The sequence below is a fragment of the Streptomyces sp. NPDC001056 genome, assembly GCF_053598955.1.
On sequence record NZ_JBSFLI010000022.1, the window covers coordinates 107221 to 133109 of the forward strand.

The 25889-nt window shown below is 71.7% G+C and carries 29 protein-coding genes, 1 tRNA gene and 1 pseudogene; 16 read left to right on the forward strand and 15 right to left on the reverse strand.

Features of this window, described 5'->3' with window-relative positions:
- Positions 1-229: 229 nt before the first annotated feature.
- On the reverse strand, positions 230-694 hold the full coding sequence (locus ACWDD7_RS24930; protein WP_450458980.1) for an NUDIX hydrolase: 465 nt from the start codon (positions 692-694) through the stop codon (positions 230-232).
- Positions 695-712: 18 nt separating this feature from the next.
- Here ACWDD7_RS24930 and ACWDD7_RS24935 point away from each other — a divergent pair, with 18 nt between their 5' ends.
- From ACWDD7_RS24935 to ACWDD7_RS24985, 11 genes are all read left to right on the forward strand, one after another.
- Entirely contained in the window at positions 713-1492 is a 780-nt protein-coding gene (locus tag ACWDD7_RS24935) for a GntR family transcriptional regulator (RefSeq protein WP_387885824.1), read from the forward strand.
- A 138-nt stretch (positions 1493-1630) separates the two neighbouring features.
- Positions 1631-1987: an SCO3933 family regulatory protein gene (locus ACWDD7_RS24940; protein ID WP_450458981.1), complete on the forward strand. Its 357-nt coding sequence runs from the start codon at positions 1631-1633 to the stop codon at positions 1985-1987.
- Positions 1988-1989: 2 nt separating this feature from the next.
- Positions 1990-3345, forward strand: coding sequence for an FtsK/SpoIIIE domain-containing protein (locus tag ACWDD7_RS24945; RefSeq protein WP_450458982.1), 1356 nt, complete (start codon positions 1990-1992; stop codon positions 3343-3345).
- Between the two features lie 86 nt (positions 3346-3431).
- Positions 3432-3635, forward strand: a complete 204-nt coding sequence (locus ACWDD7_RS24950) for a hypothetical protein (RefSeq protein ID WP_450458983.1) — start codon at positions 3432-3434, stop codon at positions 3633-3635.
- Positions 3636-4331 (forward strand): DUF2637 domain-containing protein, encoded by a 696-nt coding sequence (locus tag ACWDD7_RS24955; protein ID WP_450458984.1) that lies wholly within the window; start codon positions 3636-3638, stop codon positions 4329-4331.
- Between the two features lie 18 nt (positions 4332-4349).
- Entirely contained in the window at positions 4350-4541 is a 192-nt protein-coding gene (locus tag ACWDD7_RS24960) for a mobile element transfer protein (protein WP_111586235.1), read from the forward strand.
- A 12-nt stretch (positions 4542-4553) separates the two neighbouring features.
- Positions 4554-4709 carry a hypothetical protein gene (locus ACWDD7_RS24965; protein ID WP_450458985.1) on the forward strand — a complete coding sequence of 52 codons (156 nt, stop codon included), beginning with the start codon at positions 4554-4556 and terminating at the stop codon, positions 4707-4709.
- Between the two features lie 24 nt (positions 4710-4733).
- Positions 4734-5039 carry a SpdD-like protein gene (locus ACWDD7_RS24970; RefSeq protein ID WP_450458986.1) on the forward strand — a complete coding sequence of 102 codons (306 nt, stop codon included), beginning with the start codon at positions 4734-4736 and terminating at the stop codon, positions 5037-5039.
- A 128-nt stretch (positions 5040-5167) separates the two neighbouring features.
- Positions 5168-6544 (forward strand): replication initiator protein RepSA, encoded by a 1377-nt coding sequence (repSA, locus tag ACWDD7_RS24975; protein ID WP_450458987.1) that lies wholly within the window; start codon positions 5168-5170, stop codon positions 6542-6544.
- Between the two features lie 2 nt (positions 6545-6546).
- A complete protein-coding gene (locus ACWDD7_RS24980; protein ID WP_071384857.1) occupies positions 6547-6744 on the forward strand; it encodes a helix-turn-helix transcriptional regulator in 198 nt (65 codons plus the stop codon).
- Entirely contained in the window at positions 6744-8024 is a 1281-nt protein-coding gene (locus tag ACWDD7_RS24985) for a tyrosine-type recombinase/integrase (protein ID WP_450458988.1), read from the forward strand. The genes ACWDD7_RS24980 and ACWDD7_RS24985 overlap by 1 nt, the downstream gene beginning before the upstream one ends.
- 332 nt (positions 8025-8356) lie before the next feature.
- Here the strand turns inward: ACWDD7_RS24985 and ACWDD7_RS24990 are convergent, their stop codons facing one another.
- The 4 genes from ACWDD7_RS24990 to ACWDD7_RS25005 all read right to left on the reverse strand — a co-directional run bounded on the left by ACWDD7_RS24990 (position 8357) and on the right by ACWDD7_RS25005 (position 14651).
- The gene (locus ACWDD7_RS24990; protein WP_450458989.1) at positions 8357-9757 is read right to left on the reverse strand and encodes a Cys-Gln thioester bond-forming surface protein; all 1401 of its coding nucleotides are present in this window, start codon (positions 9755-9757) and stop codon (positions 8357-8359) included.
- Between the two features lie 214 nt (positions 9758-9971).
- Positions 9972-10448, reverse strand: a complete 477-nt coding sequence (locus ACWDD7_RS24995) for a single-stranded DNA-binding protein (protein ID WP_450458991.1) — start codon at positions 10446-10448, stop codon at positions 9972-9974.
- Between the two features lie 300 nt (positions 10449-10748).
- Positions 10749-12866 (reverse strand): GTPase, encoded by a 2118-nt coding sequence (locus ACWDD7_RS25000; protein WP_450459003.1) that lies wholly within the window; start codon positions 12864-12866, stop codon positions 10749-10751.
- Positions 12867-13034: 168 nt separating this feature from the next.
- Positions 13035-14651 carry a dynamin family protein gene (locus tag ACWDD7_RS25005; RefSeq protein WP_450458992.1) on the reverse strand — a complete coding sequence of 539 codons (1617 nt, stop codon included), beginning with the start codon at positions 14649-14651 and terminating at the stop codon, positions 13035-13037.
- A gap of 274 nt (positions 14652-14925) precedes the next feature.
- Between ACWDD7_RS25005 and ACWDD7_RS25010 the strand changes: the two genes are divergently transcribed.
- Positions 14926-14998: transfer RNA gene (locus ACWDD7_RS25010), tRNA-Arg, on the forward strand.
- A gap of 197 nt (positions 14999-15195) precedes the next feature.
- Here the strand turns inward: ACWDD7_RS25010 and ACWDD7_RS25015 are convergent.
- Entirely contained in the window at positions 15196-15417 is a 222-nt protein-coding gene (locus tag ACWDD7_RS25015; protein ID WP_450458993.1) for a hypothetical protein, read from the reverse strand.
- 1033 nt (positions 15418-16450) lie between these two features.
- On the opposite strand from ACWDD7_RS25015, the gene ACWDD7_RS25020 reads away from it, so the two are divergent.
- From ACWDD7_RS25020 to ACWDD7_RS25030, 3 genes are all read left to right on the forward strand, one after another.
- Positions 16451-17545 (forward strand): glycosyltransferase, encoded by a 1095-nt coding sequence (locus ACWDD7_RS25020; protein ID WP_450458994.1) that lies wholly within the window; start codon positions 16451-16453, stop codon positions 17543-17545.
- Between the two features lie 37 nt (positions 17546-17582).
- Positions 17583-18542 (forward strand): D-2-hydroxyacid dehydrogenase family protein, encoded by a 960-nt coding sequence (locus ACWDD7_RS25025; RefSeq protein ID WP_450458996.1) that lies wholly within the window; start codon positions 17583-17585, stop codon positions 18540-18542.
- Between the two features lie 130 nt (positions 18543-18672).
- Positions 18673-18951 (forward strand): chaplin, encoded by a 279-nt coding sequence (locus tag ACWDD7_RS25030; protein WP_351868390.1) that lies wholly within the window; start codon positions 18673-18675, stop codon positions 18949-18951.
- 75 nt (positions 18952-19026) lie between these two features.
- On the opposite strand, the gene ACWDD7_RS25035 is transcribed toward ACWDD7_RS25030, so the two are convergent.
- The 9 genes and pseudogenes from ACWDD7_RS25035 to ACWDD7_RS25075 form a co-directional block, all read right to left on the reverse strand.
- Positions 19027-19893, reverse strand: coding sequence for a tyrosinase family protein (locus tag ACWDD7_RS25035; protein ID WP_351868387.1), 867 nt, complete (start codon positions 19891-19893; stop codon positions 19027-19029).
- Positions 19894-20032: 139 nt separating this feature from the next.
- Positions 20033-20446 (reverse strand): annotated as a pseudogene (locus ACWDD7_RS25040) (tyrosinase cofactor); the annotation flags it as partial.
- Between the two features lie 229 nt (positions 20447-20675).
- Positions 20676-21167, reverse strand: a complete 492-nt coding sequence (locus ACWDD7_RS25045) for a DUF5949 family protein (protein WP_450458997.1) — start codon at positions 21165-21167, stop codon at positions 20676-20678.
- Positions 21168-21321: 154 nt separating this feature from the next.
- A complete protein-coding gene (locus ACWDD7_RS25050; protein ID WP_450459004.1) occupies positions 21322-21612 on the reverse strand; it encodes a hypothetical protein in 291 nt (96 codons plus the stop codon).
- 142 nt (positions 21613-21754) lie between these two features.
- Positions 21755-22597, reverse strand: coding sequence for a hypothetical protein (locus tag ACWDD7_RS25055; protein WP_450458998.1), 843 nt, complete (start codon positions 22595-22597; stop codon positions 21755-21757).
- Positions 22598-22825: 228 nt separating this feature from the next.
- Positions 22826-23065, reverse strand: a complete 240-nt coding sequence (locus ACWDD7_RS25060; RefSeq protein WP_351881589.1) for a chaplin — start codon at positions 23063-23065, stop codon at positions 22826-22828.
- A 221-nt stretch (positions 23066-23286) separates the two neighbouring features.
- Complete coding sequence (locus tag ACWDD7_RS25065; protein ID WP_450458999.1) at positions 23287-24105, reverse strand: chaplin family protein; 819 nt, start codon at positions 24103-24105, stop codon at positions 23287-23289.
- A 133-nt stretch (positions 24106-24238) separates the two neighbouring features.
- Positions 24239-24466, reverse strand: a complete 228-nt coding sequence (locus ACWDD7_RS25070) for a chaplin (protein ID WP_351881595.1) — start codon at positions 24464-24466, stop codon at positions 24239-24241.
- A 287-nt stretch (positions 24467-24753) separates the two neighbouring features.
- Complete coding sequence (locus tag ACWDD7_RS25075; protein WP_450459000.1) at positions 24754-25164, reverse strand: rodlin; 411 nt, start codon at positions 25162-25164, stop codon at positions 24754-24756.
- Positions 25165-25431: 267 nt separating this feature from the next.
- Between ACWDD7_RS25075 and ACWDD7_RS25080 the strand changes: the two genes are divergently transcribed.
- Positions 25432-25842: a rodlin gene (locus tag ACWDD7_RS25080; protein ID WP_351881601.1), complete on the forward strand. Its 411-nt coding sequence runs from the start codon at positions 25432-25434 to the stop codon at positions 25840-25842.
- The last annotated feature ends 47 nt before the right edge of the window (positions 25843-25889 follow it).

Sequence of the window (25889 nt, forward strand, 5' to 3'; positions counted from 1 at the left end):
TTGGGGCCGTGATCTTCGAGGCTCGCGCCAAAGTGGCTCCGTAAAGCCGTGGAGCCGACCGCCCCAGCCACGACGTACCCCTTCTCTAACGGCAAGAGGCTGATTGCTGTGCGCGCGGCACGGGCGCCGGCCGGGTTGGAGCGGGGCGGAGACAGGAGCGCAGGCCCGGCCGGGGGCCGGGCTGCGCGCGGTGAGCGGAGCGAGCCGCCTTGATGAAGTAGGGAAAGTCTTATCCCGCTGGGATGAGGCGCTTTCCGTCGTGGCTGCGTACGTGCGGCCCGTTGCCGTCCAAGGCGTCCAGGAGCCTGACCGCGAAGACCTCGGACATGCGCTCGCTGACCTCGTTGGGCGTAAGCCAGGAGACGGCCGTGGACTCGCTTGAGGTGCGTTCGGTGCCGCCGGAGGGCTTGCAGCGGAAGACCAGGGCCACGATGCCGCGATTCAAGTTCTTGTAGACGCCGGTCAGTTCGTCCACCTCGACGTGGATGCCTGTCTCCTCCAGGACCTCGCGGGCTACGCCCGCCTCCGGGGTCTCGTCGAGTTCGAGGATGCCGCCGGGGAGTTCCCAGGTGCCGTTGTCGGCTCGGCGGATCGCCAGGAGGCGGCCGTCCTCGCGCACCACTACTCCGGCCACGGACACGGAGTGCAGGGGGGACGATGTCGCTTCCTGTGGTTGACTCATGTAGAGGAGCATAGGAGGCAGGGAAGGACTATGGGAACTGCGGCTGGAGGGGTCGGTTCCGGGCCTCGGTACGTGCAGATCGCGGACGAGATCGTGCAGCAGATCCGGGCGGGGGTCCTGAAGCCCGGTGACATGGTGCCGAGTGAGTCCGAGCTGGTGGACCGCTACGGCGTGTCCGGCGGAACGATCCGTAAGGCCATGGTCGAGGTGCGGGCGAGCGGGCTGGTCGAGACCCGGCATGGCAAGGGCTCGATCGTGAAGGACCGGCCGCCGGTGCGGCACCGCTCCTCCGACCGTTTTCGACGCTCGCTGCGGCAGGGTGGGCAGGCGGCGTACCTCGCGGAGTCCGCGCAGTCCGGTGCGGCGGCCAAGGTCAGCGTTCTCTACGTCGGTCCCATCGAGGCGCCTGAGGATGCCGCGCAACGACTGGGGGTCCCCGTCGGTGCACAGGTGCTGGCCCGCCGGCGTCTCTACTTCCGTAACGGCACCCCGGTCGAGACGGCGACGTCGTACCTGCCCTGGGACGTCGTGAAGGAGATCCCGGAGCTGTTCGCCGAGAATCCCGGCGGCGGTGGCATCTACGCCCGGCTCGAAGACCACGGGCACGAGTTCGCGGAGTTCGTAGAGACTTTGCAGGCGCGGCCGGCATCGAAGGCGGAAGCCTCCGAGCTGGCGCTCAGCCCCGGTGCGCCGGTGGTCCACCTCATCCGGGAGGCCCGTACGACCGCGGGGCGAGTGGTCGAGGTGTGCGACACCCTGATGGCTGCTGACCAGTTCGTCTTCGAGTACCGGATCCCTGCCGCCGACTGACGCCCGCTCAACTTCCCGCAGCCCGTCACGAGTTCTTCTTCGTGGCGGGTTGACTCATGTACAGGAGTCGGGCACTCTTCTTCATGTCACTCATGTACATGAGTGGCGGAGTTCGGCATCTATAGAGGAGTGATCTCTGTGCGTCAGATCCCCGTCGACACCTCCGGAGCGGTCGTGATGGTCGCCAAGTCCCCGCAGGTCAAGGTGCGCGACCGTCGTACCGGCGAGATCGCGACCGACGCCGACAGCGGGGCGAGGCTGATGACGGTCGACGTGATGTTCGCGGCGAACGAGGAGGTGGAGATCCTCTCCATCACCGTCCCGGAGCCCGGCATCACCGGCGAGCTGGCCATGGGCACGCCGGTCGCGCTCACCGGCCTGATTGCCCGGCCGTGGGAGAACGACTTCAACGGTCAGAAGCGGCACGGCATCGCGTTCCGCGCGGTCGCGGTCACCTCGCTGGCCGACGCCGCCGCAAGGCCCAAGGCGGCCTGATCATGACCGGCTTCGCGGTCGCCCTGGTGCTGGTCGCCGCTGCCGTGGGTCTCCTGCGGTGGCGGCGTCCCGCCTGGTACTGGTTGACCTTCGGGGTCATGCTGGCCGTGGTGCGGGTACTGGTCCGGTACGGCTCCGTGATGGATGCTTGCGGGTTAACCGTCCCGCCGCCGCGGTGGCGGCTCGCTCTCGCCCGTGTCGCCAACCGGCCGATACCGGAGTCCCGTTCCCCGCGCATCCTGCGGCTGCGGCCGACACGTACCGGCCTGGTCCTACGGTTGAAGCTCCGGCCCGGACAGGACGCCTTCGACGTCGCCGCCGCCTCGGACCGGCTCCGGCACTCGTTCTCGATGTACGGCGTGACCTCGCGGGAGCTGCGGTCCGGTGTCGTAGAGGTGCGGATGACCGGCTACGACGTGCTCAAGCGGGTGCAGATGCCGACCGAGAAAGAGACTCGGTCGATGCGTGTGCCGGTCGCGCTGCGGCAGGACGGCTCGGTGCACTACCGCGACTACCGCGCGATACCCCACGCCCTCACCCTCGGTGCCACGGAGTCCGGCAAGTCCGTCTACCAGCGCAACCTGGTCGCCGGGCTCGCGCCGATGGACGTGGCCCTCGTCGGCATCGACTGCAAACAAGGGGTCGAGCTGTTCCCGCTGGCCCGTCGCTTCTCGGCGCTGGCCGACGACCCCGACACTGCGGCCGAAGTGCTCGATGCGCTCGTGAAACGGATGAAGCGCATCTACCAGGTCATCAGGGCTCAGCAGCGGATCACCGCTGACGTGCCGGACGCGGAGATCGCTGCCGATATCTGGGACCTGCCCAATCACCTGCGCCCGGTCCCGGTCGTGGTCCTGGTCGACGAAGTCGCCGAACTCGCCCTGTACGCCAACAAGGAAGAGGAGAAGCGCCGGGACCGCATCATCACCGACTTGGTCCGCCTCGCCCAACTCGGCCGCGCCGCCGGCATCTACCTCGAAATCTGCGGGCAACGCTTCGGCTCCGAACTCGGCAAGGGCATCACCATGCTCCGCGCCCAGCTCACCGGCCGTACCGCCCACCGTGTCAACGACGAGACGTCCGCCAACATGGCCTTCGGCGACATCGCCCCGGACGCCGTCCTCGCCGCCATCCAGATCCCGGCCGAGACGCGAGGGCTCGCCATCGCGGGCGACTCCTCCGGGGGCTGGCACCGCATCCGCGCCCCACACACCTCGCTCCGACAGGCCGTGAACATCTGCAACCGGCACGCCGACCGGACCCCGGAACTGCCTGAGCTGGCGCCCTTCCGGCCGACTCTCCCCGGCCCCGATGCCACGCCGGTGCCCCTGGCCAAGGCTTCCTCGGCCACCACCTGATCCCTGCCGCCGGATCCCCACGGTCGGCTCGACCGCCTTCGCGCCACGTCCCTACCCCGCCATGCCCAGAGAACGGAAAACCCTCCATGTGCCCGAACTGCGGGGACTTCTACCGGACCGTGTTCCTGCTCGGCCAGCTCACCCTGTACGCCGACATGGACGGCGCCGACCTCGACTTCGTGGACGCCATCACCCCGTCGCTCGTGATCTCGCTGCCCGACCCGCCGCCCGGCAAGCTCCCGGAGGACCGCGACCCCGACGACGACCCCACCCACCCGGGCGACGCCTGAATGGGTGCCCGTCACGGCCTCCGCGTCGACGCGGTCCTGATTCAGGCCGCCATCGCCGGCGCCCTGTCCTTCGCCCACCTGCACGACCTGGCCGCCGCTGCCGGACAGAACGGCTGGAAGGCGTGGGCCTACCCCATCAGCGTCGACCTGCTCCTTGTCGCGGCCTGGCGGCGGCTGCGGAGTGAGAAGCCGTCCCGGCTGGCCTGGTGCTGGTTCGTCGTCGCGCTGTGCGCCTCGCTCGGGGCCAACGTCGCAACGGCCGGATTACTCGACCTGACCGATCCACCCGCCCCACTCCGTCTCGGCATCGCCGGATGGCCCGCACTCGCCTTCCTCGGCGGAACGCTCCTCGCTCATTCGCCGGCTACGGAGTCGAGGCCGGTCCCGTCAGCAGCGGCCGCGGACACGTCCGACGCGGAACCGCAGAACGAGGAGCCAGTACCGGCCACCGAACTGGACCCGCCCGTAGAGGGGTTGCCCAAGTCTCCTGCGGCGGCCGCGCTGGCCACGGAGGCCCCCGCCATTCCGGCCCCGGCTCCTGCTCCTCCCGTCCCCGCCGTCCTGATCGACCACGCCCGCAAGGTCGCCGACGAGTACCGCACCCGCACCGGATCCCCGATCGACACCGACACCTTGCGCTCCCGCCTCGGCGTCCCGCCCCACCTCGCCGACGCCATCGCCGCCCACCTCACCTGACCAGCGAGGAGACCCTCTATGCCCGCCCGCGACCACTTCCACTCCGTGATGCGCATCGGCCCCGTGCAGATCGGCACGCACCGCGACCGCAACGGCCGGACCAAGCACGCCGCCGTGTGCACCTCCGACGGCTGCGGCTGGTCCGCCGACTACTCCAGCCAGTCCGCCGCCCAGCTCGCCGCCCGCACCCACCGCTGCCGCATCCGTTAGGAGCCCACCGCCATGCAGGTCCCGCTCTGGTTCGCACTGCTCGCCGTCGGCTACCTCGGCGTCAAGCTAATCCGCCCGCCCGCCTGGCTCATCGCCGTACTCCTGCTCGGCGGCTTCCTGCTCGCCGACAGCGTCCTCGCCCCGGCCATCAACACCTTCGTCAAGTAGTCCGCCCGCGAGAGGAGATCACTGATGTTCCGCCCGAAGATCCCCACCATGCCCACGCCGACGGGCTTCGGCACCCCGCCCTCCACCATCGAGCCGACCACCGTCGTCCAGAACGCAGAGACCTCGCCGGCCCCGGCACCGTCCCGGCCCACGATCCAACTCACCCCGGGCACCGCGCTTGCCCTCGTCGGCGGCGGCACGGCCATCGTCCTGGTCCTCGGCGCCGTCCTGGTCTCGCTGCTCCTGGCGGTCGCCATCACCGGCGCCTCGGTCGCCGTCTGCGCGGTCGTCCTGCGCTCCCTGCTCGCCTCCGGCGCCAAGCGCCGCTGAACCGGCCCCCGGGCGGCCCTGATACCGCCAAGCATCCGCCGCCCGGGAGCCGTCCCTGTCCGATCTCGCAACCGGAAGGAACCCCAAGCATGGCCCACCGCGCCTCACCCGCACCACCGAGGGCGCCCATGCCGGACACACTGCTCGACCCGATCACCCTCGGCGATGTGCTCCGGGTGGCCTCGGCCCCCGACTACGCCCGCTGGGAGGACCAGGTCCGCCGCACCGGCGGCTGCGCCGACCCGATCCACCTCACCGGCTGGGTCATCCACAAGGACAAGACCACCGGCGAGGCCCTGCACCACTACTCCACCGAGAAGGAGCCGGGCGGGCGCCTACGCCTAGCCTGCGGCAACCGTCGTGCCTCCCGCTGCCCGTCCTGTGCCTGGACCTACGCGGGCGACACCTACCACCTGATCCGCGCCGGTCTGGCCGGAGACGACCGCCGCGACATCCCTGCCGCCGTCCGTAACCACCCGCGCGTCTTCGCCACCCTCACGGCGCCCTCGTTCGGACCGGTCCACAACCGTCCCGACCACGGCGCATGCCGTTGCGGCGCCACGCACGCGCCTGATGCTCCGGAGCTGGGCACTGCCCTTGCGCCGGACAGCTACGACTACGCGGGCGCCGTGCTGTTCAACAACCACGCCGGACAGCTCTGGCAGCGCTTCACCACGCGACTTCGCCGCGAACTCGCCGCCCGCGCCGGTCTGTCCCGCCGGGACCTCGCCGAACACCTCCGCGTCTCGTACGGCAAGGTCGCCGAGTTCCAGAAGCGTGGTGCCCTGCACTTCCATGCCGTCGTGCGGCTCGATGGCCCGGAGGGGCCCGGAATGCCTCCGCCCGCCTGGGCGACGGTCGACCTCCTCACGGACGCGCTACGCGCCGCCGCCGCGCATTCCTACACCTCGGTATCGGTGCCGGCCGCCGAGGACCAGCCTGCCCGGACCTTCCGCTGGGGCCGACAGCTCGACGTCCGCCCGGTGAAAGCATTCGGCGAGGGCTCCGACATCACCGAACAGGCCGTCGCCTCGTACGTGGCCAAGTACGCCACCAAGGCCGCCGAGAACACCGGCACCCTCGACCGGCGCATCGGCGAACTCGCCGAACTCGACCGCCACCAGCTCCCCGACCACACTCGCCGACTCATCACCGCGTGCCGTGACCTGGACAGCCTCTACCCGGACCGACGCCTCTGGGCCTGGGCCCACATGCTCGGGTTCCGCGGGCACTTCTCGTCCAAGTCCCGCGCGTACTCCACCACCCTCGGCGCCCTCCGCCAGGAACGCGCCGACTACCGGGCCGCGCAAGAGCGAGACGTCCTCGGCCTCGGCGACCGCGAGCCGGACACCGTCCTCGTGCTGGCCGACTGGCAGTACGCCGGCCACGGCCACACCCCGGGCGAAGCCGCCCTCGCCGCCACCATCGCCCGTGATCTCCAGACCAACCGAGACACCGCCCGCGACGCCCTTGCCGACCATCTGAACGCCGAAAGGGAGTGCTGACCATGGCCGCAGAGCTTCCCAACCGGTTCCTGACCCCTGACGACCTGGTCGAGATGTTCGAACTCCCCAGTGTCGAGACGGTCTACCAGTGGCGCCGCAAGCACACCGGTCCGCGCGGCTTCCGTGTCGGTCGGCATCTCCGCTTCGACCCGACCGACGTGCGGGCCTGGGTGGACACCCAGCTTGGGGAGGCCGCCTGATGGCCGGACACGTCCAAGACCGTTGGTACCGGATCGAGGTCGGCGCGAACGGTAAGCCGCACAGGGTCAAGACCGAACGTCACGGCTCCGGCATGCGGTACCGAGCCCGCTACATCGGCCCGGACGGCACGGAGAAGTCCAAGAGCTTCCCCGACAAGCAGAAGAGGTTGGCCGACCAGTGGCTGACCAGTATCGAAGCCGACATGGCGCGCGGGCAGTACATCGATCCGCGAGCGGCCCGGACGACGTTCCGGGAGTACACGGATCGCTGGCTCGCCTCGCTCACGACCGATCTGACGAGCCGGGCTGCCGTCGAGGGCCGACTGCGCTTGCATGCCCTCCCCTACCTCGGCACCCGGCCCATCGGCTCGTTCCAGCCCGAGCACATCCGCGACTGGAACCGCCGGCTGGAAGATGCCGTGGCATCACCCCAGTACCGGCGCCTCATCTTCGAAGCGGTCTCCTCGGTGCTCAACGCGGCCGTAGATGACCGTCTGCTGGCCTCGAATCCCTGTCGGGCCCGATCGGTCAAAGCACCCCGTCCGACGCCGACACGCGTGCACCCGTGGTCTCCTGAGCAGGTCTTCGGTGTACGGGCCGGCCTCCCCGAGCATTACCGGGCCATGGTCGACGTCGGCGCCGGATGCGGCCTGCGACAGGGCGAGATCTTCGGCCTGGCCGTCGACAACATCGGGGACCTCGGCTGGCTGTATGTCCGCCAGCAGGTGAAGAAGGTTCGCGGCACGCTCGTCTTCGCTCCGCCCAAGCGCGGCAAGCTTCGTGACGTCCCCCTCGACCCCGAAGTGTCGGCCGCCCTCCGCGAGCACATGGAGCGCTTCCCGCCCGTCGAGGTGACCTTGCCCTGGCTGACGCCGACCGGGCCCAAGGTCACACACCGCCTCGTCTTCACGAGCGGCATCGGCGCCGCCATCTGGAGCCAGGGGTTCAACGACCAGGCATGGAAGCCCGCACTGGCCTCCGCCGACGTCATCACGACCCCGGAGAAGGGGGAGCGCTACGCGGCGGCTCGTGAGCACGGGATGCACGCGCTCCGGCACTTCTACGCCTCGGTGCTCCTGGACGCCGGGGAGAACATCAAGGCCCTGAGTCTCTACCTCGGCCACAGCGACCCGGGGTTCACCCTTCGCGTCTACACCCACCTCATGCCGTCCAGCGAGACCCGGACACGAAAGGCCGTCTCCGCGATGTACCGGGCGGCCGGTCACGCTCACGACGGCCCGAAGACGGGCGACGGCCCAGAGACGGCCCAGGCTGCCTGAGACGGCCCCTCATCGGCGGGAAACCTGCTGGTGAGAGGCCCTTTCGCGCCCTCCCCTGGCAAGTAACACCCCATCTTGCCGTATCGCCACCCCTGCGCGGAAACCCGTATGATCCCGGCCCTCTGACCTGGTGGTTCACCGCCGGCGGCCGTGGCTCGCCGGGCACTGTCGGTCGCCTTCGGCCGTTCTGGGCCGCCCTCGGACGGCCCAGGAGGGCCGGAGAGGACCGGGGAGGGCCCGGCGAGGGTCCGGAACGCTCGCTGCCGGGCCTGGGGCCGTGTTCCGGTGGTGGCCGGGGCGCCCGCGGCCGAAGGGGGCTTCGGCCGGACGCCTCACTCGCCCGGCTGTTCCCGCTTGCGCAGGATGACCAGGACCGCGCCGCCGATGACCACCAGGCCGATGGCCGCGCCGGCGATCAGGGGGGTGAGGGCGGAGCCGCCGGTGGCGGCGAGGTCGGTGTCGTCGGGGGTGGGGGTGGTCAGCGGGGTGGGTTCGCCGACGGTCTGGGTGGTGGCCTTGGAGATGATCGTGCCCTGGATCCTGCAGTCCAGGACACCGGTGAAACGGCGGCTGAAGCCGTTCGGGCCGGTGATCGTGAAGTCGTAGCCCTGGTCCTCCTGGAGGGGGACCGCGATGGTGCGCGTGGCGCCCGCGGGGACGGTGTGCTCGGTGCCCATCAGCCGGAAGGTGAAGGGCTGGTCGCCCTTGTTGAAGGCCGTGATGTCCACGGTGCCCTCGGCGCAGTCCGCGCGGGCCGAGACCGCCGGTATCGCGCCCCGCGCCGCCCAGTCGGCCGTCGCGCTCGCGGAGACCGCGGACTCGCTGGAGCCGGCCAGGATCTGGGTCTGGCTGCGGCTGTCGGAGGCGAGGGCGCGGCCCACCGGGACGGTCGTGGACGCCTGCACGGTCAGCTGGGCGGAGCCGTCCGCCGCGTCCTGCGGTATGTCGAAGTAGATCCGGCTGCCGTTCTTCGCGCTCGTGAGCACCTTGCCGGTCTTGTCGGTGATCCGTACCCCGCTGGTGGCCGCGTCCGCGGGCGGTATCACCGCGACCGCGCCCGCGTTGGTGTGCACGGTCACCGGGCCGACCACGTTCCCGGGACGGCCGGAGACCGCGGGCGGGTCCAGGGACAGCGAGGCGCCCGGCTCGGTGCCGCCGCGGGCGCTGCGCTGGAGGTAGTCGGCGAGTTTCTCGGCCTGCGGGTCGACGGCATCGACCTTGGCGTGGTCCGAGTAGCGCCAGATGGCCACCTGGGTACCGGCCGCCGCGTCCTGCTCGGTGAGGCTGGGCACGCCGGCCCGGCGGGCGAGCGCGGCGAGGTCGTTGACCTGGGGGTAGGAGTTCTGCAGGATCCAGCGGATCCTGCCCGCGTCCCGGTTGGTGCCGAGCGAGGTGCCGCTCCAGGACGTCTCCTGGTAGCGGGCGTCGCGCTGGACCGGGTTGTGGAGGTCGACGCAGTAGGTCTGCAGGGTGCCGCCGCCGTCCACGGACATCTCGAACAGGCCCGCCGACACCCGCTGGTCGCCGCCGGCCTCGTGGACCACGGCCTCGCCGAAGGTCTTCAGCCCGTCCAGGCTGGCGCTCGCCCCGCCCTCGGTCTGCGGGGTCACATCGGCCGCTGCCACACCCGCGCCGGACAGCACGCCGGCCGCCACGAGCCCGGACACCGTGGCGGTGGCGGCCAGGCGGGCCACGACGGTGGACCGGCAGAACCCAGAGAGCGCAGCAAGCACAGAATTCCCCTTCGAGCAGGACCCATCGGTCGTGGGGGACGGTCCCACCAGCAGAATCGGCGGCCCCGAGGGGCACGCCCGGCATCCTATGGACTCAGGCGGCGCCTCCCCCGCCGGTCGGATGATCCGATGGCGTTTCCGATCCGGAATCGTTATCGCCGGAACGCCCTTGAGCAGCGCTTATCGACAAATCAACCCGGACGGACAGCTGACATCACGTCACAATGGCTGGTTCTGCCACCTGTTGGGCTGCGGTGCCGCCCCCGGCATCCGGGGGCGGCGGTGTCTCCCACTCCGGCTCGGGCCGGTTCGCCGCGGCCGGGGCCTCCGGCTTCGCCGCGCGGCGGAAGACCGCCGTACCGCGGGAGAGGTCGTGGCCGATCGCGGTGGCGTCGATGTCCGCCGAGGCCCACTGCTGCTGTCCGTCGCGCCCGTCCGTACGCACCTTCAGCCGGCCCTGCACGACCAGCGGCTGCCCCACCTCCAGCGACGCCATCGCGTTCGCCGCGAGCTGGCGGTTGGCCCACACCGTGAAGAAGTTGGTGTGCCCGTCCGTCCAGGTGCTCTTCTCCCGGTCCCAGTAGCGCGCGGTGGCCGCGAGCCGGAACCGGAGCGACGGCCCCGCCGCCAGCTCCCGGTACACCGGCGCGGTCGCCACGTTGCCCACCACGCACACCACGGTCTCGTTCATCTCTCGCTCCCCTCCTCCGCCCGGCGCCTTCCGGCCGCGCGGGCAGACGTACGGGCCCGTCCCGTACGGCGGCGTCCGCCACGACCTCAGACTGCCTCGGTCGGGCCGGGCCCGCTGAGCGCTGTGGACGGCCCCCGCAGCTGTGGAAAACTCCGCCACCCACACGAGTGACCGCCGTCGACCGGTGCCGCCGGCCCACCCGGCATGCCCCCGACCGGTGCCGCCGGCCCACCCGGCATGCCCCCGACCGGTGCCGCCGGCCCACCCGGCATGCCCCCGACCGGCCCGGCGCCGCCGCGTTCACCCCACCGCGACCTCCGCCCGCACCACCCTCCCGTACTGCTCCCGCACCTCCCCGTAGCGCAACAGCTCCGACGCCACCGGGTCCAGCACCTGTGCCCGCCCACAGCTGGCCGCCGACTCGCGCAACCGCCGTTCCGCGTCCTGGCCGTAGCGCCGCGCAGGCCCCCGCGCGGCCATCCGGCAGCCCCACTCCACGAGCGGCCCCCCGACGATCCCGCACACCATCAACAGCACCGCCACGCCCAGGTTGGGCGCCATCACCCCGGCGATCTGGCCGACCAGCCACAGCCCGCCCGCGATCTGCAGCAGCGTCATCGCCGCCTGGACCAGCACCGCCGCCGGCCACCAGCCCGGCCGCGGCGGCCGCCCGGACGGGCCCCCGGCCCGCTCCGCCAGCTCGTCCAGCGCCTCCGGCAGCCCCTGCGCACCGCGTACGGCCGCCTCGCGCACCGCCTGTGCCCACGGCGCGGGCAGTCCCGCGGAGGCCCGGTCGGCCACCGTACGGACCGCCTGTTCCACCCGCTGCCGTGCCGTCGCCTCCTCCTCCGCCTGGTCGCGCGCCGCGTGACGGCCGGTCGGTGCCGTACCGCGCCGCTGGTACCAGCGCCACAGCCGCAGCCAGGGCGTTCCGCAGGCCCGGTTGGCGTTGCGCAGCCAGGCCCGTTCGGCGGCCTCGCCCGCCGCGGTGGCGCCCACCGCGTCCGCGAGCCGCGCGGCGAACTCCTCGCGCGCCTCCTCGCTGAGCCCGACCCGCCGTCCGGCGGCGTACACCGGCCGCAACTCGGCCGCGGCCGCGGCCACATCGGCGGAGACGCGGCGCGCCGGCGCGCCCCGCTCGGCCACGAACTCGCCGAGAGCCTCGCGCAGTTCGCCGAGGCCGTCTCCGGTGAGCGCGGACAGGGCGAGCACGGTGGCGCCGGGTTCCCCGTGCTCGCCGAGCGCCACGCCGTCCTCGTCCAGCAGCCGCCGCAGATCGTCCAGGACCTGGTCGGCGGCCTCACCGGGCAGCCGGTCGACCTGGTTGAGCACGACGAACATGACCTCGGCGTACCCGGCCATGGGCCGCAGATAGCGCTCGTGCAGCACGGCGTCGGCGTACTTCTCCGGGTCGACCACCCAGATCACCGCGTCGACCAGCTTCAGGATGCGGTCGACCTGTGCGCGGTGCTGCACGGCGGCGGAGTCGTGGTCGGGCAGGTCGATCAGGACCAGCCCGCGCAACTGCTCCTCCGACTCCGGGTTGTTCAGCGGACGGCGGCGCAGCCGGCCCGGGATGCCGAGCCGGTCGATGAGAGGTGCGGCACCGTCGCTCCAACTGCACGCGATCGGCGAGGCGGTGGTCGGGCGTCGTACTCCCGTGTCCGAAATGGCAACCCCGGCCAGGGCGTTGAACAGCTGCGACTTGCCGCTGCCGGTGGCCCCCGCGATGGCGACGACCGTGTGCCGGCCGGACAACTTCCGCCGGACCGCCGCCTCGTCCAGGACCCGGCCCGCCTCGGCGAGCGTCCGGCTGTCCAGCCGTGTCCGGGAGAGTCCGACGAGTTCCCGCAGGGCGTCGAGGCGGGAGCGGAGGGGACCTTCGTAGGCGAGGGGGACGGGGGTGCCTGCGGCCGCGCCGCGGGCCGGGGCCGGTTCCAGGGGGACCGCGAGCGCGGCGGCGGAGGCGTCGGTGACGCGGCGGGCGATCAGACCGTCGTCCCAGGAGTCGGAGGAAGCGGAGGAAGCGGAGGGGCCGGAGGAAGCGGAGGAGCCGTGGGGACTGGGGCGACCGGAGGCGCCGGGAGGGCCGGAGGAGTCCGGGGGCTCGGGGACGGCGGAGCCGGCGGCGGAGCGAGCGGCGGAGCCGGCGGCGGCCGTCCCAGGGGCGGCCGGGGCGTCTTCGAAGGCGGACGTACGGGGGGCGCGCGGGGAGCCGTCGGCCTCGGCCTCGGCCGAACCCGGGGCCACGGCCCCGGTCCCTTCCTCGTCGCCGTCCGCCGGAACCCTGTCCGCCGCCGCCCCCGCCTCCTCCCCACGGGCCGCGCCGACCCTCGTACCGTCGTCGTCCGTACCGTCACTCACGGCCCTCTCGCGCCCCTTCCCCCGCTTCCCGAGGTCGATGACCTTCGCGCCCATCCGCACATGACCACCGTGGTCGACGTGCCCGTGATCGTCGGCCTCGACGCAATCGCCGGGCTCCCTGTGATCCACGCGATCCATGTGGTCCATGTGGTCCATGTGGTCCCTGCGATCTGTGTGGTCTCTGTGATCCATGTGCTCCTGGTCAGTGACGGCGGTCACCGGTCACCTCTCCTTCTGCAGGACGGACAGGGCGGCGATGAGTTCGGCCTGGGGCTCGGGATGGATGTCGAGGGCGTCGAGGGGGGCGAGGCGGCGTTCGCGTTCGCGGTGGACGACGCGGTCCACGTGCTCGGCGAGCAGCCGTTCGGCGCGGTCGCGCAGCCGCAGTGCGCCGTGGGCGCCGACCCGGTCGGCCAGCCGTTCGCCCGCGTGGCGCGCCCGGCGCCCGCCGAGCAGGGCGGTGGCGACGAGGGCGGCCACGGCCTCGGGATCGGGTGAGACGGTACGGTCCAGTTCCCGCGCCTCGTCCTCCGCGTACTCCTCCAGCTCGCGCCGCCAGCGCCGTACCGCGAGGCCGATACGGTGCTCCGCGCTCTCCGGGGAGGGATCGTGCCCGGCGAGCCCCGGGGCCCCGGCGGCGGGCTCGCGGCGCCAGGCATCCGCCACCCGCTCGTCGGCGGCGGTGACGGCGCACAGCAGCAGGGCGGCGAGGCTCTCCACCAGGGCGTCGAGGAGTTCGCCCGCGGTGCAGTCCAGGGGAAAGGCGCGCCAGCGTTTGAGGGCGCCGCCGGCGAGTACGGCACCGGACTGGAGGCGGTCGCGCAGCCGCGCGTGCTCCGTGTCGTACGCGCCCTCCACGGCGTTGGTGAGCCGCAGGGCGGCCGCGTACTGGGCGGCGGCGGCGCCGGCCAGCTCGGGCATGCGGGTCCTCAGCGAGTCGAGGAGGCCGTGGGCGGTGCGGGTCATGGCGTACTGCCGGGCGGCGGGGTCCTGGGCGTGCTGCACGAGCCAGGTGCGCAGGGGCGCGACGGCGGTGGCGGGCAGCAGGCCCGCGCTCCAGACGGACTCGGGCAGCTCGGGCACGGTGAAGCGGGGGACGTCGCCGAGGCCGGCCTTGGTCAGCAGGGCGGCGTACTGCCGGGAGACCTCGGAGACGACCTGGTGGGGCACGCGGTCGAGGACGGTGACGAGCATGGCGTCGTACTCCTTGGCGGTGCGCAGCAGGTGCCAGGGGACGGCGTCGGCGTAGCGGGCGGCGCTGGTGACCATGACCCAGATGTCGGCGGCGCAGAGCAGTTCGGCGGCGAGGACGCGGTTCTCGGCGACCAGGGAATCGACGTCGGGGGCGTCGAGGAGGGCGAGGCCGCGCGGGAGTGTCTCGGCGGTCTCGATGCGCAGCGCGCGGGCCGGGTGGTCGCCCTCGCCGGGGAGCAGGAGGTCGTCGTCGCGGGAGTCGTGGTGGGGCACCCAGACGCGCGGGAGGTCGGGCAGCACGCGCATGCCGCTGAACCAGTGATGGTCCGCCGGATGGCAGACCAGGACCGGGGTACGGGTCGTCGGCCTGAGTACGCCCGCCTCGCTCACCCGCCGCCCGACGAGGGAGTTGACGAGGGTCGACTTCCCCGCACCGGTGGACCCGCCGACGACGGCCAGCAGCGGCGCCTCGGGGGCCCGTAGTCTGGGTACGAGGTAGTCGTCCAGCTGGGCGAGAAGTTCGTCGCGGTTGGCACGCGCGCGTGGGGCCCCGGCCAGGGGCAGCGGAAAGCGTGCGGCGGCGACACGGTCGCGCAGAGCGAAGAGTGTGTCGAGCAGCTGAGGCCGTACGTCCAAGGTCACCACATGCGAAGAATGCCCAATTTTAGGGGAATTCTGAAGCATATGGACATGTCTGCGCGCCGACGGAACAGAAAGGGCGGATCGGGCGACTGGGACACGGGCGCGGGCCAGGCATAACGACTGCACAACACCCGGTGGCGTCGGACGCCAAAAGCGCTGCACGATTCGTACCTGCCTGCGATTATCAGGACCGCTTCACCGAACCTCCACATCGAGCCACGGAGGAGAAGCGACAGGGTCGGCGAACAGGGAGCTTTATCCTTGGACCCGCCACCAGGCCCCCGTAGCTCAGCGGATAGAGCAGGCGCCTTCTAAGCGCTTGGCCGCAGGTTCGAGTCCTGCCGGGGGCACCGCGCAGGGCCCTCCCTCAGGGGAGGGCTTTTTGCTGGTCAGGGCGAGTGCGACCGGGCGCGCGTCAGCCCCGGAAGCGCCTCCGGTGATCAAGGACTGACTCCGGGGCTGTCCGGCTGTCACCGGGTTTTCGCGGGTGGCCGTGTCGAATACGTGTCGAAGTTTCTGGGCCACCGAACCGGCCGGCGTACGACTCCTAGGGAAGATCTCCAGCCGCTTCGAGCCGCCTCTTCAGATCGGGCAGCTGTCCGTCGACACAGCCGGCACAGGTGGCCAGGAGCACGGCGACGCTGTTCCCGGCCCACTCCGCCACCGGGGCGGGCGGGACGCCGTCGTTGAGCCACTTGGTCAGGCGCGTGTTCCGGTTGTCGTACACGCGCCGCCCGGTGGGCGACTCGAAGACGTGGGGAGGCAGCACGGCCTGACGCGCACCGCGCCACGCCCGGCGGATGACGGAACCGGCGAGGATGCCGCCCGACGCGCCCTGGAACAGCAGATCACCCGGCTGGAGCTGTTCGTCCTCGATGTGCTGCCGCAGGATGCGCGTCAGGGCCGGGTGCCCCGGAACCGTGCGCGTCTCGCCCTCCGCCCGGCCCGTCAGGTCCCGCTGTTCGTGGATCTCCCCCGTGTCGGTCCATTGCTTCCCGACCTCGGGAGTCGCCGTGTGGATCAGTAACTCGCACCACTCCGTGGCATCCTCGCCGAACCCGAACCCGAACCCGAACCCAAGCCTGAGCCCGGGCAGTCCGCCCAGCCCGGGACCCGGCCGGCGACTCAGCAGCGTCGTAGCTCCGCACCAGTCTCACGACCCGAAGACCACTCGGAGAACAACGCCGATGAGTCCGAGTCCGGGGAGCGCGGCGACTGCCAGGCAGAACCAAGAGGCCGTCTTCGCGAACCGCGTCCCGTGCTCCCGCAAGACCGCGAAAGCTGTCAACGCGACACCGACCAGGACAGCGGAGTAGAAAAGCGCGGCCATGGCTCACCCCCAGTCCGCGAGACTCTACTCCCGGCGATACCTGCGCGTCGGCACCCGCCGAACACCCGAGACAGCGCGCCCGTGGCGCGCCCGTGGCGCGCCCGTGGCGTGCCCGTTCGGGAGGCACGCCACGGGAACCACGGGGAACGCCGGTGGGCCGGCGCCTTCGGGGTCATGAAGCTCACCCTCACGTCCCACGGCTACAGTTGGGACCACAAGCCCACCCTGCCCGGCCCCGGCTTCGACTCCACGGCGCTGCGGTACAGCGACTCCGGCAGCGGCACCTGCGGCTGAGGCCCCACCCTTTCTTCGCCCCCGAGGGCGGACCACGCTCCTGGCCGAAGACCGGGCGGGACCACCGAGCGGTCGCTCCGTCAAATCCCTTGTTCCGTCGCCCTTTCCATTAGAGTCCCCGGAAGGGGAAGGCTCCAGGTGACAGGGCGAGGAATTCGTGGCGACGGTCTGCCTGAATATGATCGTGAAGAACGAGGCTCCGACCATTCGGAAATGCCTTGAGTCGGTACGGCCTCTCATCGACAGCTGGGTGATCGTGGACACGGGGTCGACCGATGGCACCCAGGACGTGATCAGGGAGACTTTCGGCGATATCCCGGGCCGGCTCCACGAGCGGCCGTGGAAAGGGTTCGACGGCAGTCGCAGCGAAGCGGTCGAGCTGGCGCGCGGCGCCGCCGACTATCTGCTGTTCATCGACGCCGACGACGAGATGCGGATCCGGCCCGGGTTCCGCATGCCCGAACTGACGCTGGACGCCTACAAGATCGCCCTGCACGACGGGCCCGTCGTGCACTGGCGGATGGCCCTGGTCGCCACGCGGTTGCCGTGGCGCTACGTCGGCGTGCTCCACGAGTACATCACGTGCGATTCCACCCACAGCACGGGAACGCTCGAAGGGGCCCACATCCTCACCGTCGGCGGCGGGGCCCGGCTGAGGGACGAGGGGAAGAGGGCGAAGTATCTGCGGGACGCGGAAATCCTCGGCGAGGCGCTGATCGACGAACCCGACAACGCGCGGTACGCCTTCTACCTCGCCCAGAGCTGGCGGGACGCCGAGGAGCCGGAGAAGGCCCTCGCCGCGTACGACCGGCGCGCGGAAATGCCCGGATGGGCCGAGGAGACATACTGCGCCCGGCTTTATGCCGCCCGGCTCGCCGCCGAACTCGACCGGCCCGTGAGTGAATTGACCGACCGATATCTTCGCGCGTACGAAAGCCGGCCTTCGCGGGTCGAAGCCCTCGGCGATCTCGCCCGCCTCTGCCGGCTGCAACGCCGTTGGCCGCTGGCGCACATGTTCGCCACGCAGGCGGCACGCGTTCCCCCACCCGATGACATCCTCTTCGTGGAGATGTCCTGGCACGAGTGGCGCGCACTGGACGAACTCGCCGTCGCCTCCTACTGGGTCGGCGATTACGAGAGGTCGAGGGAGTACTGCACGCGACTGCTGTCGGAGGGGAAGGTTCCGGACGGGGAGCGTGCGCGCATCGCCGCCAACCTGGAATTCGCCAACGGCAGGTCGGCGCCGTCCCCCACGCGGGAGACGCACGGGTAAGACACGTACAGTGCCCGGATCGAGAGGGGAGAGAGGCGTGCGACTTCGCTGTGCGGTGCTGGACGACTTCCAGGGTGTGGCCACCGAGTCGGCCGACTGGTCGGTGATCGGGGACGCGGTGGAGGCCGTGCCGCTGCGTGAGCACCTGGTCGGCGAGGACGCGCTCGCCACGGCCCTCGCCGAGTACGACATCGTCGTCACGCTGCGCGAACGCGTCGCTTTTCCGGGCTCGTTGATCGCCCGGCTGCCCCGGCTGCGGCTGATCGTGGCGACCGGGATGCGCAACACCGTGATCGACTACGCCGCCGCCGAGGCACACGGCGTCACCGTGTGCGGGACGCAGAGTTCCGGGACGCCGCCGGTGGAGCTGACCTGGGCGCTCCTGCTGGGGCTCGCCCGGGGGATCGTCCAGGAGAACACCGCGCTGCGCGGCGGCGGGCCCTGGCAGTCCACGGTCGGCGCCGATCTGCACGGCGCCCGCCTCGGTGTGCTCGGGCTCGGCAGGATCGGCACCCGGGTGGCGCGGGTGGGGCTCGCCTTCGGCATGCGGGTCGACGCGTGGAGTCCGCGGCTGACCGAGGAGCGCGCCGCGGAGGCCGGGGTGGAACGGGCCGCGTCCAAGGAGGAGCTGCTGGCCGGCAGCGACTTCGTCACCGTGCACGTGCCCGGCGGCGACCGCACCCGGGGCCTGGTCGGCGCCGCCGAACTCGCCCTCCTGAAGCCGACCGCCTACCTGATCAACACCTCCCGCGCCTCGGTGGTGGACCAGGACGCCCTGCTCGCCGCGCTGCACGAGGGCCGGATCGCGGGCGCCGGCATCGACGTCTTCGACATCGAGCCCCTGCCCGCCGACCACCCGATGCGCACCGCGCCCCGACTGCTCGCCACCCCGCACCTCGGCTATGTCTCCGCGGCCAACTACCGGACGTACTTCACCCAGGCGGTGGAGGACATCCGGGCGTACCTGGCGGGTTCGCCCGTGCGCCGGCTGCCCTGAACAACGTTCTGCCTGTTGAAAGGGTGATCCCGGACTGATCACCGTGACCACGTTCGGAGGGCCGCGTTGAACGGGGAGTGCGACGGCAGGACCGGCCGTCGCGCTTCCCGAGCGACAGAAGGAGAACGTGATGTCTCGCATCGCGAAGGCAGCGGCCGTGGCCCTCGGCGCCGGTGCCGTGGTGATCAGCGGGGCCGGGCTGGCCCTGGCCGACGCGGGCGCCAACGGCGCGGCCGTCGGTTCGCCCGGTGTGCTGTCCGGCAACGTGCTTGAGGTTCCCATCGACATCCCCGTGAACGTGTGCGGCGACACCGTGAACGTCATCGGCCTGCTGGACCCCGCCTTCGGCAACACCTGCGTCAACGGGGGCGGCACCCACGAACAGCCCGTCAACGGCTACGGCCGCTGAGGCGCCGTCGCGCCCCGCGAAGAGCCCCGGCACCTCCGAGCGCCGGGGCTCTTCGCGACCGTCACCGGTGCGGACTCACCCGTACCGGTAGATCCCGCTCACGTCATCCAGCTCGTCCGGGGTCTCGGTCCACGGCGGCAGCTTCTCGTGCCGGGCGACGACCAGGCCGTACTGCGCGTCGTCGGCGCCGGGCGGGTCGGCCGGCAGATAGCGGTGGTTGCCGTGCGCGCGCTGCCAGCGCTCCCACTGCATGTCGAGGTAGGCGTGGTGCAGCCAGAACACGGGATCGTTGACGGACGCGGCGCCGAGCATCGTCCCGCCGACCCAGCGGTGCACCCGGTTGTGGTTGTGCCACGAGGCGCTGCCGCTGCCGGTGCCCCAGCCCTCCAGCTTGTTCCGGAAGCCCTTGGTGACGGTCGAGTCCCAGGGCGGTACGTCGTAGACCGGGTCGTCCAGCGCCCAGCTCACGTCGTCCTTCGTGGGCAGCTGGATGGGGGAGGCGGCGCGGCCGAGGTCGCGGGTGAGGTAACGGCCGTCGGTGACGCCCTCCCTGATGGTCCAGTGGCCCGCCGAGTAGGCGAAGGGACCGTCCATCACCTGCTGGTCGGAGCGTCGGCCGTTGCCGCCGAGCAGGTCCTTGGTCCAGGGCGCCGAGGTCGTCGCGCGGTCGCGGGTCCAGTCCCAGTACGGCACCGTCACCGAGGAGTCGACGCGGCGCAGCGATTCCTCCAGCTCCAGCAGGAACCGGCGGTGCCAGGGCAGGAAGGAGGGCGCCATGTGGGCGGTGCGCAGATGGGTCTCGCCGTCGGCGGCGTAGTACGCGATGTGGGTGCGCACGAACTCGTCGTACTCGCCGCGCTTCTTGACCTCCAGCAGGGCGTTCACGAATCGTTTTCGCTCGTTCGCGGTGAGGGCGCTGACGTTCTTACGCACGTACGCCATACCGGCCCCCCATGTCCACGCCGGGCCCCATGCCCGTGCCCATGCCCACGCCCATGTCCATGTCCATGTGCATGTGCATGCGGTCCAGCATGTCCGTGACGCCGTCGGGCAGGGCGCCGTCGAGCGGGCCCGGGGCCAGGTCGCGCAGCCGCTGGCCGGGGCCGAGTTCGTCCACCGCGGCGCGCGCCGCCTCCAAAGGCGTGCGGTACGACGTGTAGTGGTCGACCATGCTGAGCCAGGTGCCGTCGGCCCGCCGCATCAGATGCAGCGGGCGGCCGTCGACGGTGATCCGCCAGTCGGCGTCGGACGGGCTGCGCCCCGCCTCCCGCAGCCGGACTCCCCGGATGCGCCGACCCCGGTACATCTGGTCGAAGGAGTCACCGCCGGCGGCCGGGGGCACCGGCCGGGAGGCGGCGACGACCGGCGCGAGCGCGAGGGCGGCGACGCAGGACAGCAGCCCCCGCGTCACCCGCCTTCGTCCCGTCCCGGCCGCCGTATCAGCTCTGACCTGCTCTGCCGCGCCCGCCGCCGTTGCGTCGTCGCCGTCGACCATCGCACTCTCCTCGTCCGGGGACATTTGTCGTACCCGCTAACGGCGAGGGAGGGGCGGGGTCACCGGCGTACGGCCGAACGGCGCTGACGAGGGAACCCTGCGGGTTACCGGGCCGGCCCCGGACCCGGCCCGCGCACCGGATCACGGTGCGTGTGGTCCGGCTCGTGACCCACCGGCCGGTCACACTCGCACGGTCCCGTGGCCGCGCCGCCGGCCGGGGCCCCGGTCGTCAGCCACGCAGGCTGGTGGCCGGAAGGACGAGGTGCGCGGCGGCGTTCAGGGTCTCCGGGGCCCCGGCGAACGCGGCCAGCGCGGCCGGCTGCACGATGCTGCCGGGCGCGCCCTCGGGCCAGGCGCGGGTGGTGAAGACCAGGTAGGCGAAGCCGCGGGCGCGGACGGCGGCGAGCCACTCCGGCGGCGCGGGGGCCTGGGCGATCAGCCGCGGCATCCGGACGACGGCCTGGCCGGCCTCCACCAGCAGGGTGATGGGCAGGTTGCGCCGGTAGGTGCCGTCGACCAGTTCGCCGCCGACCGGTAGCCCGTTGTCCGCGAGCAGTTGCTCGACCGCGGCCGCGGTGACCTGGGGGCCGCCCGCGGCGTCGCCGAGGGAGTAGGCCAGCAGATAGGGCATGTCGGTGCCGTCGGAGGCCACGCCGCTCCAGGGCAGCACGACCAGCGTGCCGAGATCGGCGGGGCGCAGTTCCGTGGGGGTTGAGGTCACCGCGCGACCATATCGACGCGCCCGGGGCGGCCCGGCGGCTTCTCACCCGGACGGACCAGTGGCCCGGGGGGCTCCACACGAACGAGGGAAACGGCCTCGAACGCGTCGGGGCCGGCACCGCGGATGCGGTACCGGCCCCGGTCGCGCGGGGGTGTCAGCTCTGCAGGGGCAGGCCGCCGAGCAGCGGGTCGTGCTGGTTCAGCGCGACGGTGGCGCCCTTGACCGTGTGCAGCACGGAGTCCTTGTTCTCGGTGTCGAGCACGTTCGACCGGTGCTGCAGCGGCATCACGTCCCGCAGGGCGACGCCGCCCTCGGCGAGCTGGTCGACGGCGCCGTTGAGGCTGGAAGGCGTCATGCCGGCGGGGTTGTACGCGAACGCGGGCGCGGCGACGCCGGCGAGGGCAACGGAACCGGCGAGGACGGCGGCAGCCTTCAGGGACTTCATCATGTTCCTTTCTTCGGCAACTCAACGTCACCCCAGGGAGATCTGATGCCCTGCCCAACGAGCGCCGCGGTGAGGCGGCAACCCCGTCGCGGAGAAGACATATGAAAATGCCTCAGCCGCCGAAGGGGCCTGGTTTCGGGGGTCAGCCGGTCGTGGGGGTGGACGGGAGGGCCGGTGTGCTCGGGAGCGCGGCCGAGGTCGCGGCGGGGGTCGGCAGGCCGGTGCCGGGGAGGGACGAGAGCAGCTGGCCGATCAGGGCGCCGGCGGCGGCGACCACCTGGTTCACGTCGGAGACGGCCGCCTGCACCAGGGCGTCCACGGCGGCCAGCACATCGCCGAGGAGGTCACGGGCCACCGGCACGCCGCGGGCCCCGCCCCGCGGGGCGGGGGCGAGCGCGACGGCGGGGGACGCGGACGGCTTGGGGAGTGCCGACTGTGACTCGGATCCCGAGGGGGCGACCACGGGCGCCGTAGGAGCCTCTGGCGTGACGGGGGTGGCGGCGGTCGGCGTGGCGGCGGGGGTCGTCGGAGCCGTGACGGGCGTCGTCGGAGCCGTGACGGGCGTCGTCGGCGTCGTGGCGGGCGTCGTCGGAGCCGTGACGGTCGGCGTCGGAGCCGTCGGGTCGGTCGGCGTCGTCGGCGCGGCGGCGGCCGTCGGCGCGGCGAGCGTCCCCGCCGCCGCGGCCTCCACGAGGGCCTTCTTCGCGGCGTCGCCGAGCCGCCTGGCCTCGGCCGCGGGCAGTCTGCCCTGCGTCAGCGAACGGTCGAGCAGGTCGACGACCGGCTTCGGTACGGAGCCGCTGTGGTCCAGAGCTCTGACCTGGGCGAGAAGTCTCGCGGCGCCGGGCAGGGACGCCTGGGCGGCGTGGGCGTCGGCACCGTCTCGCGTCACGTCGACGGCGACGGCGACCGGGCCGGTGATCGCGGCGATGACGGCGGCGCTGAGGACCGTGGAGGCGAGGCGCCGCGCGGGCAGAGAACGCATGCGGGTTCCTTTCGGATGGGCTTCGGGTCTCAACCCACCGTCAGTTCGCCGCTCACGCCCCGCAACCGCTCGCTACGCCACGTGCCCCGTCCGGGCCCGTCACTGCCCCGTCCGGACGAGCGGCGCCCCTGATGAACCGTGCGGAGGGAACGGACACGCAAACCGGCCGCCCGGCCCCGCGACGGATGCGCGGGGCCGGGCGGCCGGTCGAAGGGTGCGCCCCGGACGTCAGCCGTTGACGCAGGTGTTGCCGAACGCCGGGTTCAGCAGACCGACGGCGTCGATGCTGTCACCGCAGACGTTGACCGGGACATGGACCGGGACCTGGATGACATCGCCCGAGACGAAGCCGGGCGAGTTGGCGGCGACGCCGTCCGCGCCGGCGTCGGCGGCGGCGACACCGGCGGCGCCGGCGACGGCCGCGACGGCGGCGGAGGTCAGGGCCAGACCCTTCGCGATACGCGACATGGAGAGGTGCTCCTTGGAATAGACACAAACATCCGGGCGGGTGCCCGGCGTTGTGTCAACGCGCCGCGCCCGCAGGAGTTGTGCCGCCAAAGGGGTGATGCGTGATCGGAGGAGTCGCGGCCGGCTCCCGCCGCCTCGTCTCGGAAAAAGACCCCCGCACGGGCGCGCGCGGGGGTCCGGTGTGGCGGGTGCCGGACGCTCGGGGTCCGGCACCCGGCGCGTCACCGACGGGCGGCCGTCCGGCCGCGGCGGTACAGCACCGCACCGGCCATGATCAGCGCGGCGCTGGCGGCAGACGTCGCGATCATGGCCTTGGCGTTGCCACCGGTGTGCGGCAGGGTGGGCGGCTCGTCGTTGCCGTACGACCCGGGCGGGGTCGGCTCGTCGCTGCCGTAGGAGGGCGGCGGGGTCGGCTCGTCGCTGCCGTACGACGTGGGAGCCGGCGTCGGGTCGTCGTGACCGTACGACGTGGGCGTCGGTGTCGGATCGTCGTGACCGTACGACGTGGGCGTCGGTGTCGGGTCGTCATGACCGTACGACGTGGGCGTCGGCGTCGGGTCGTGACCGTAGGACACGGGAGTCGGCGTGGGGTCGTCGTGACCGTACGACGTGGGCGTGGGCGTCGGGTCGTCATGACCGTACGACGTGGGGGTCGGCGTCGGATCGTCATGACCGTACGACGTGGGGGGCGGTGTCGGGTCGTCGTCATGACCGTACGAGGACGTCGTGGGCTCGGAGCTGCCGTAGGAGTCGGTGCCGTAGCCGGTGGGGCGCGGGGTGACCGGGTGGGTGGCGCCGATGTTGGCACAGGAGTTGCCGAACGCGGGGTCCAGCAGAGCGGCCACGTCCACGGAGTTTCCGCAGACGTTGACCGGGACGTGCACCGGGACCTGGATGCTGTTGCCGGACAGCACGCCCGGGGAGCCCTTGGCCGTGGCCTGCGCGTTGGAGTCGGCGAGCGCGGCCGTGCCGTACAACGAAAGCACGCCCGTCGCGGCCGCTGCGGCCACGACCACGCCCTTGCTGAGGGTCTGTCGCAATCTCGTAGTCTTCCTGCTCGAACTGCTCGAAGATGTGGGAAGGCCGGCCCCGGGACGGAGGATCTACGGATCGACGTTCCGAGGCCGGCCAGGACGCAGCCGGTGGGCTGGTGTGTGCGGTGGGTTCCGGACGTCAGCCGTTGACGCAGGTGTTGCCGAACGCGGGGTTCAGCAGAGCGAAGACGTCCACGGAGTCGCCGCACAGGTTGGTCGGAACGTGCACGGGGTGCTGGAACACGTCACCGGAGAGCACGCCCGGGGAGTTCGCGGCGACCGCGTCAGCCCCGGAGTCGGCGAAGGCGGGGGCGGCCCCGCCCAGCGCCAGGATGGCGCCGGCGACGACGGCAGCGCTCTTCTTCATGAGTTTTCCCTTCTCTGACGGTCATGCCCCTGTGAGCGGTCGGAACCGAGCGAGCACAGCCTTGAACGGCTCGCACCATGACCGGCAGCTTGCAAAACGAGGGATAGACAGCCGGAGAAACCCCGGAACACACGGCTACCCTTAATTCACTCGAACGTCCCCGGTGAATTGGCAGATTGGCCGAAAGCCGGATAGGCACATTCTTCGAGATGAACGCAGAAAACGTTCGGGCGACGGCCCCGAAAATCGGCACGGCGCCCGGACAGGACTCGCGGGGTGAGACCCGCTCAGTGGTTGGCCACGCCGTTGCCCGCCAGGACGGAGATGTCGTCCATGACATGCGAGAGCGGCTCGTCGTCCTTGGCCTCGGTGGAGTTCTCCGCGCACTGCTGGTTCTGCGGCGAGGACAGGATCGGGATGTCCTGGATGCCGATGGGGGCGGTACCGGTCAGCGACTGGAGGTTCGCCTTGGCGGGCAGGCCGACGCAGAACTTGTTGAGCGAACCCTGCAAAAGGGTGGCCTGCGGGCTCATGTCTCCGCGGGTCGCCTGGTTGCCGAACGACTCATGGGCGCCGTTGCCGCTGTACGACGTGGTGCCCGTGTCGTCGCCGGTGGCAAGCGCCTGGGGGGCTGCCGCCGCCGACATACCGACGAGGGACGCGGCGACCGCCGCCGCGGCCATTGCCTTCTTCAGCATTTCGCTTCCTTTCCTGGCTCCTCGCCAAGACGCTTCTTCCTGCCCCGCATCAACCCGGCGGGCGCCGAATGGTTGCGGGGCATCACCCGTTCGGATCGTTCGGCGGCACGGGAGAGGTGGAATTCCCCAATTCATCACACGGTCGGCCGGAGTGCATCCCGCCGCTTTTATGGGCCGTCGGAGTGAACCGGTGCAACCCATTGGCGCGATGGGCAGTTGAGGCAGGTCGCTCCGGTGGACGGGGTTTCTCCAGAAGGGAATGAGTAAGTGATCAAGAAGGTTCTGGCCGCCGCCGCGGTCGCCGCCTCTGTCGTCGGCGCCTCCGCCGCTGCCGCGTCGCCGGCCCTGGCCATCGGCAACGACACGGGCACCACGTCGTACAGCGGCAACGGCGCCTCTCAGACGTTCGGCAACTCGGCCACGTACGGCACCATGAGCCCGCAGATGGCTCTCATCCAGGGCTCGTTCAACAAGCCCTGCGTCGGCCTGCCGGCGAAGCTCAACCTCCAGTCGCTGACCGGTGCCGCACCCATCGGCATCCAGGACATCCCGATCCTGTCCTCGCCGCAGAACCAGCAGTGCACGGAGAACTCCACCCAGGCCAAGGGCGACGAGCCGCTCTCGCACATCCTGGACGACATCGCCGCGCTCTCCGGCAACGGCACCGGCAACGGCTGAGCAGTCGGCCCCCACGGCGGCGGGCCACCGGAACGCCCGGTGGCCCG

What these genes read in the sequence shown, in the direction of transcription:
- ACWDD7_RS24930 (WP_450458980.1), bottom strand. Translation starts at nt 694, where the DNA reads ATGCTCCTCTACATGAGTCAACCACAGGAAGCGACATCGTCCCCCCTG.
- ACWDD7_RS24935 (WP_387885824.1), top strand. Translation starts at nt 713, where the DNA reads ATGGGAACTGCGGCTGGAGGGGTCGGTTCCGGGCCTCGGTACGTGCAG.
- ACWDD7_RS24945 (WP_450458982.1), top strand. Translation starts at nt 1,990, where the DNA reads ATGACCGGCTTCGCGGTCGCCCTGGTGCTGGTCGCCGCTGCCGTGGGT.
- ACWDD7_RS24950 (WP_450458983.1), top strand. Translation starts at nt 3,432, where the DNA reads ATGTGCCCGAACTGCGGGGACTTCTACCGGACCGTGTTCCTGCTCGGC.
- ACWDD7_RS24955 (WP_450458984.1), top strand. Translation starts at nt 3,636, where the DNA reads ATGGGTGCCCGTCACGGCCTCCGCGTCGACGCGGTCCTGATTCAGGCC.
- ACWDD7_RS24960 (WP_111586235.1), top strand. Translation starts at nt 4,350, where the DNA reads ATGCCCGCCCGCGACCACTTCCACTCCGTGATGCGCATCGGCCCCGTG.
- ACWDD7_RS24965 (WP_450458985.1), top strand. Translation starts at nt 4,554, where the DNA reads ATGCAGGTCCCGCTCTGGTTCGCACTGCTCGCCGTCGGCTACCTCGGC.
- ACWDD7_RS24970 (WP_450458986.1), top strand. Translation starts at nt 4,734, where the DNA reads ATGTTCCGCCCGAAGATCCCCACCATGCCCACGCCGACGGGCTTCGGC.
- repSA (WP_450458987.1), top strand. Translation starts at nt 5,168, where the DNA reads ATGCCGGACACACTGCTCGACCCGATCACCCTCGGCGATGTGCTCCGG.
- ACWDD7_RS24980 (WP_071384857.1), top strand. Translation starts at nt 6,547, where the DNA reads ATGGCCGCAGAGCTTCCCAACCGGTTCCTGACCCCTGACGACCTGGTC.
- ACWDD7_RS24985 (WP_450458988.1), top strand. Translation starts at nt 6,744, where the DNA reads ATGGCCGGACACGTCCAAGACCGTTGGTACCGGATCGAGGTCGGCGCG.
- ACWDD7_RS24995 (WP_450458991.1), bottom strand. Translation starts at nt 10,448, where the DNA reads ATGAACGAGACCGTGGTGTGCGTGGTGGGCAACGTGGCGACCGCGCCG.
- ACWDD7_RS25000 (WP_450459003.1), bottom strand. Translation starts at nt 12,866, where the DNA reads ATGGGCGCGAAGGTCATCGACCTCGGGAAGCGGGGGAAGGGGCGCGAG.
- ACWDD7_RS25020 (WP_450458994.1), top strand. Translation starts at nt 16,451, where the DNA reads ATGATCGTGAAGAACGAGGCTCCGACCATTCGGAAATGCCTTGAGTCG.
- ACWDD7_RS25030 (WP_351868390.1), top strand. Translation starts at nt 18,673, where the DNA reads ATGTCTCGCATCGCGAAGGCAGCGGCCGTGGCCCTCGGCGCCGGTGCC.
- ACWDD7_RS25035 (WP_351868387.1), bottom strand. Translation starts at nt 19,893, where the DNA reads ATGGCGTACGTGCGTAAGAACGTCAGCGCCCTCACCGCGAACGAGCGA.
- ACWDD7_RS25050 (WP_450459004.1), bottom strand. Translation starts at nt 21,612, where the DNA reads ATGAAGTCCCTGAAGGCTGCCGCCGTCCTCGCCGGTTCCGTTGCCCTC.
- ACWDD7_RS25055 (WP_450458998.1), bottom strand. Translation starts at nt 22,597, where the DNA reads ATGCGTTCTCTGCCCGCGCGGCGCCTCGCCTCCACGGTCCTCAGCGCC.
- ACWDD7_RS25060 (WP_351881589.1), bottom strand. Translation starts at nt 23,065, where the DNA reads ATGTCGCGTATCGCGAAGGGTCTGGCCCTGACCTCCGCCGCCGTCGCG.
- ACWDD7_RS25070 (WP_351881595.1), bottom strand. Translation starts at nt 24,466, where the DNA reads ATGAAGAAGAGCGCTGCCGTCGTCGCCGGCGCCATCCTGGCGCTGGGC.
- ACWDD7_RS25075 (WP_450459000.1), bottom strand. Translation starts at nt 25,164, where the DNA reads ATGCTGAAGAAGGCAATGGCCGCGGCGGCGGTCGCCGCGTCCCTCGTC.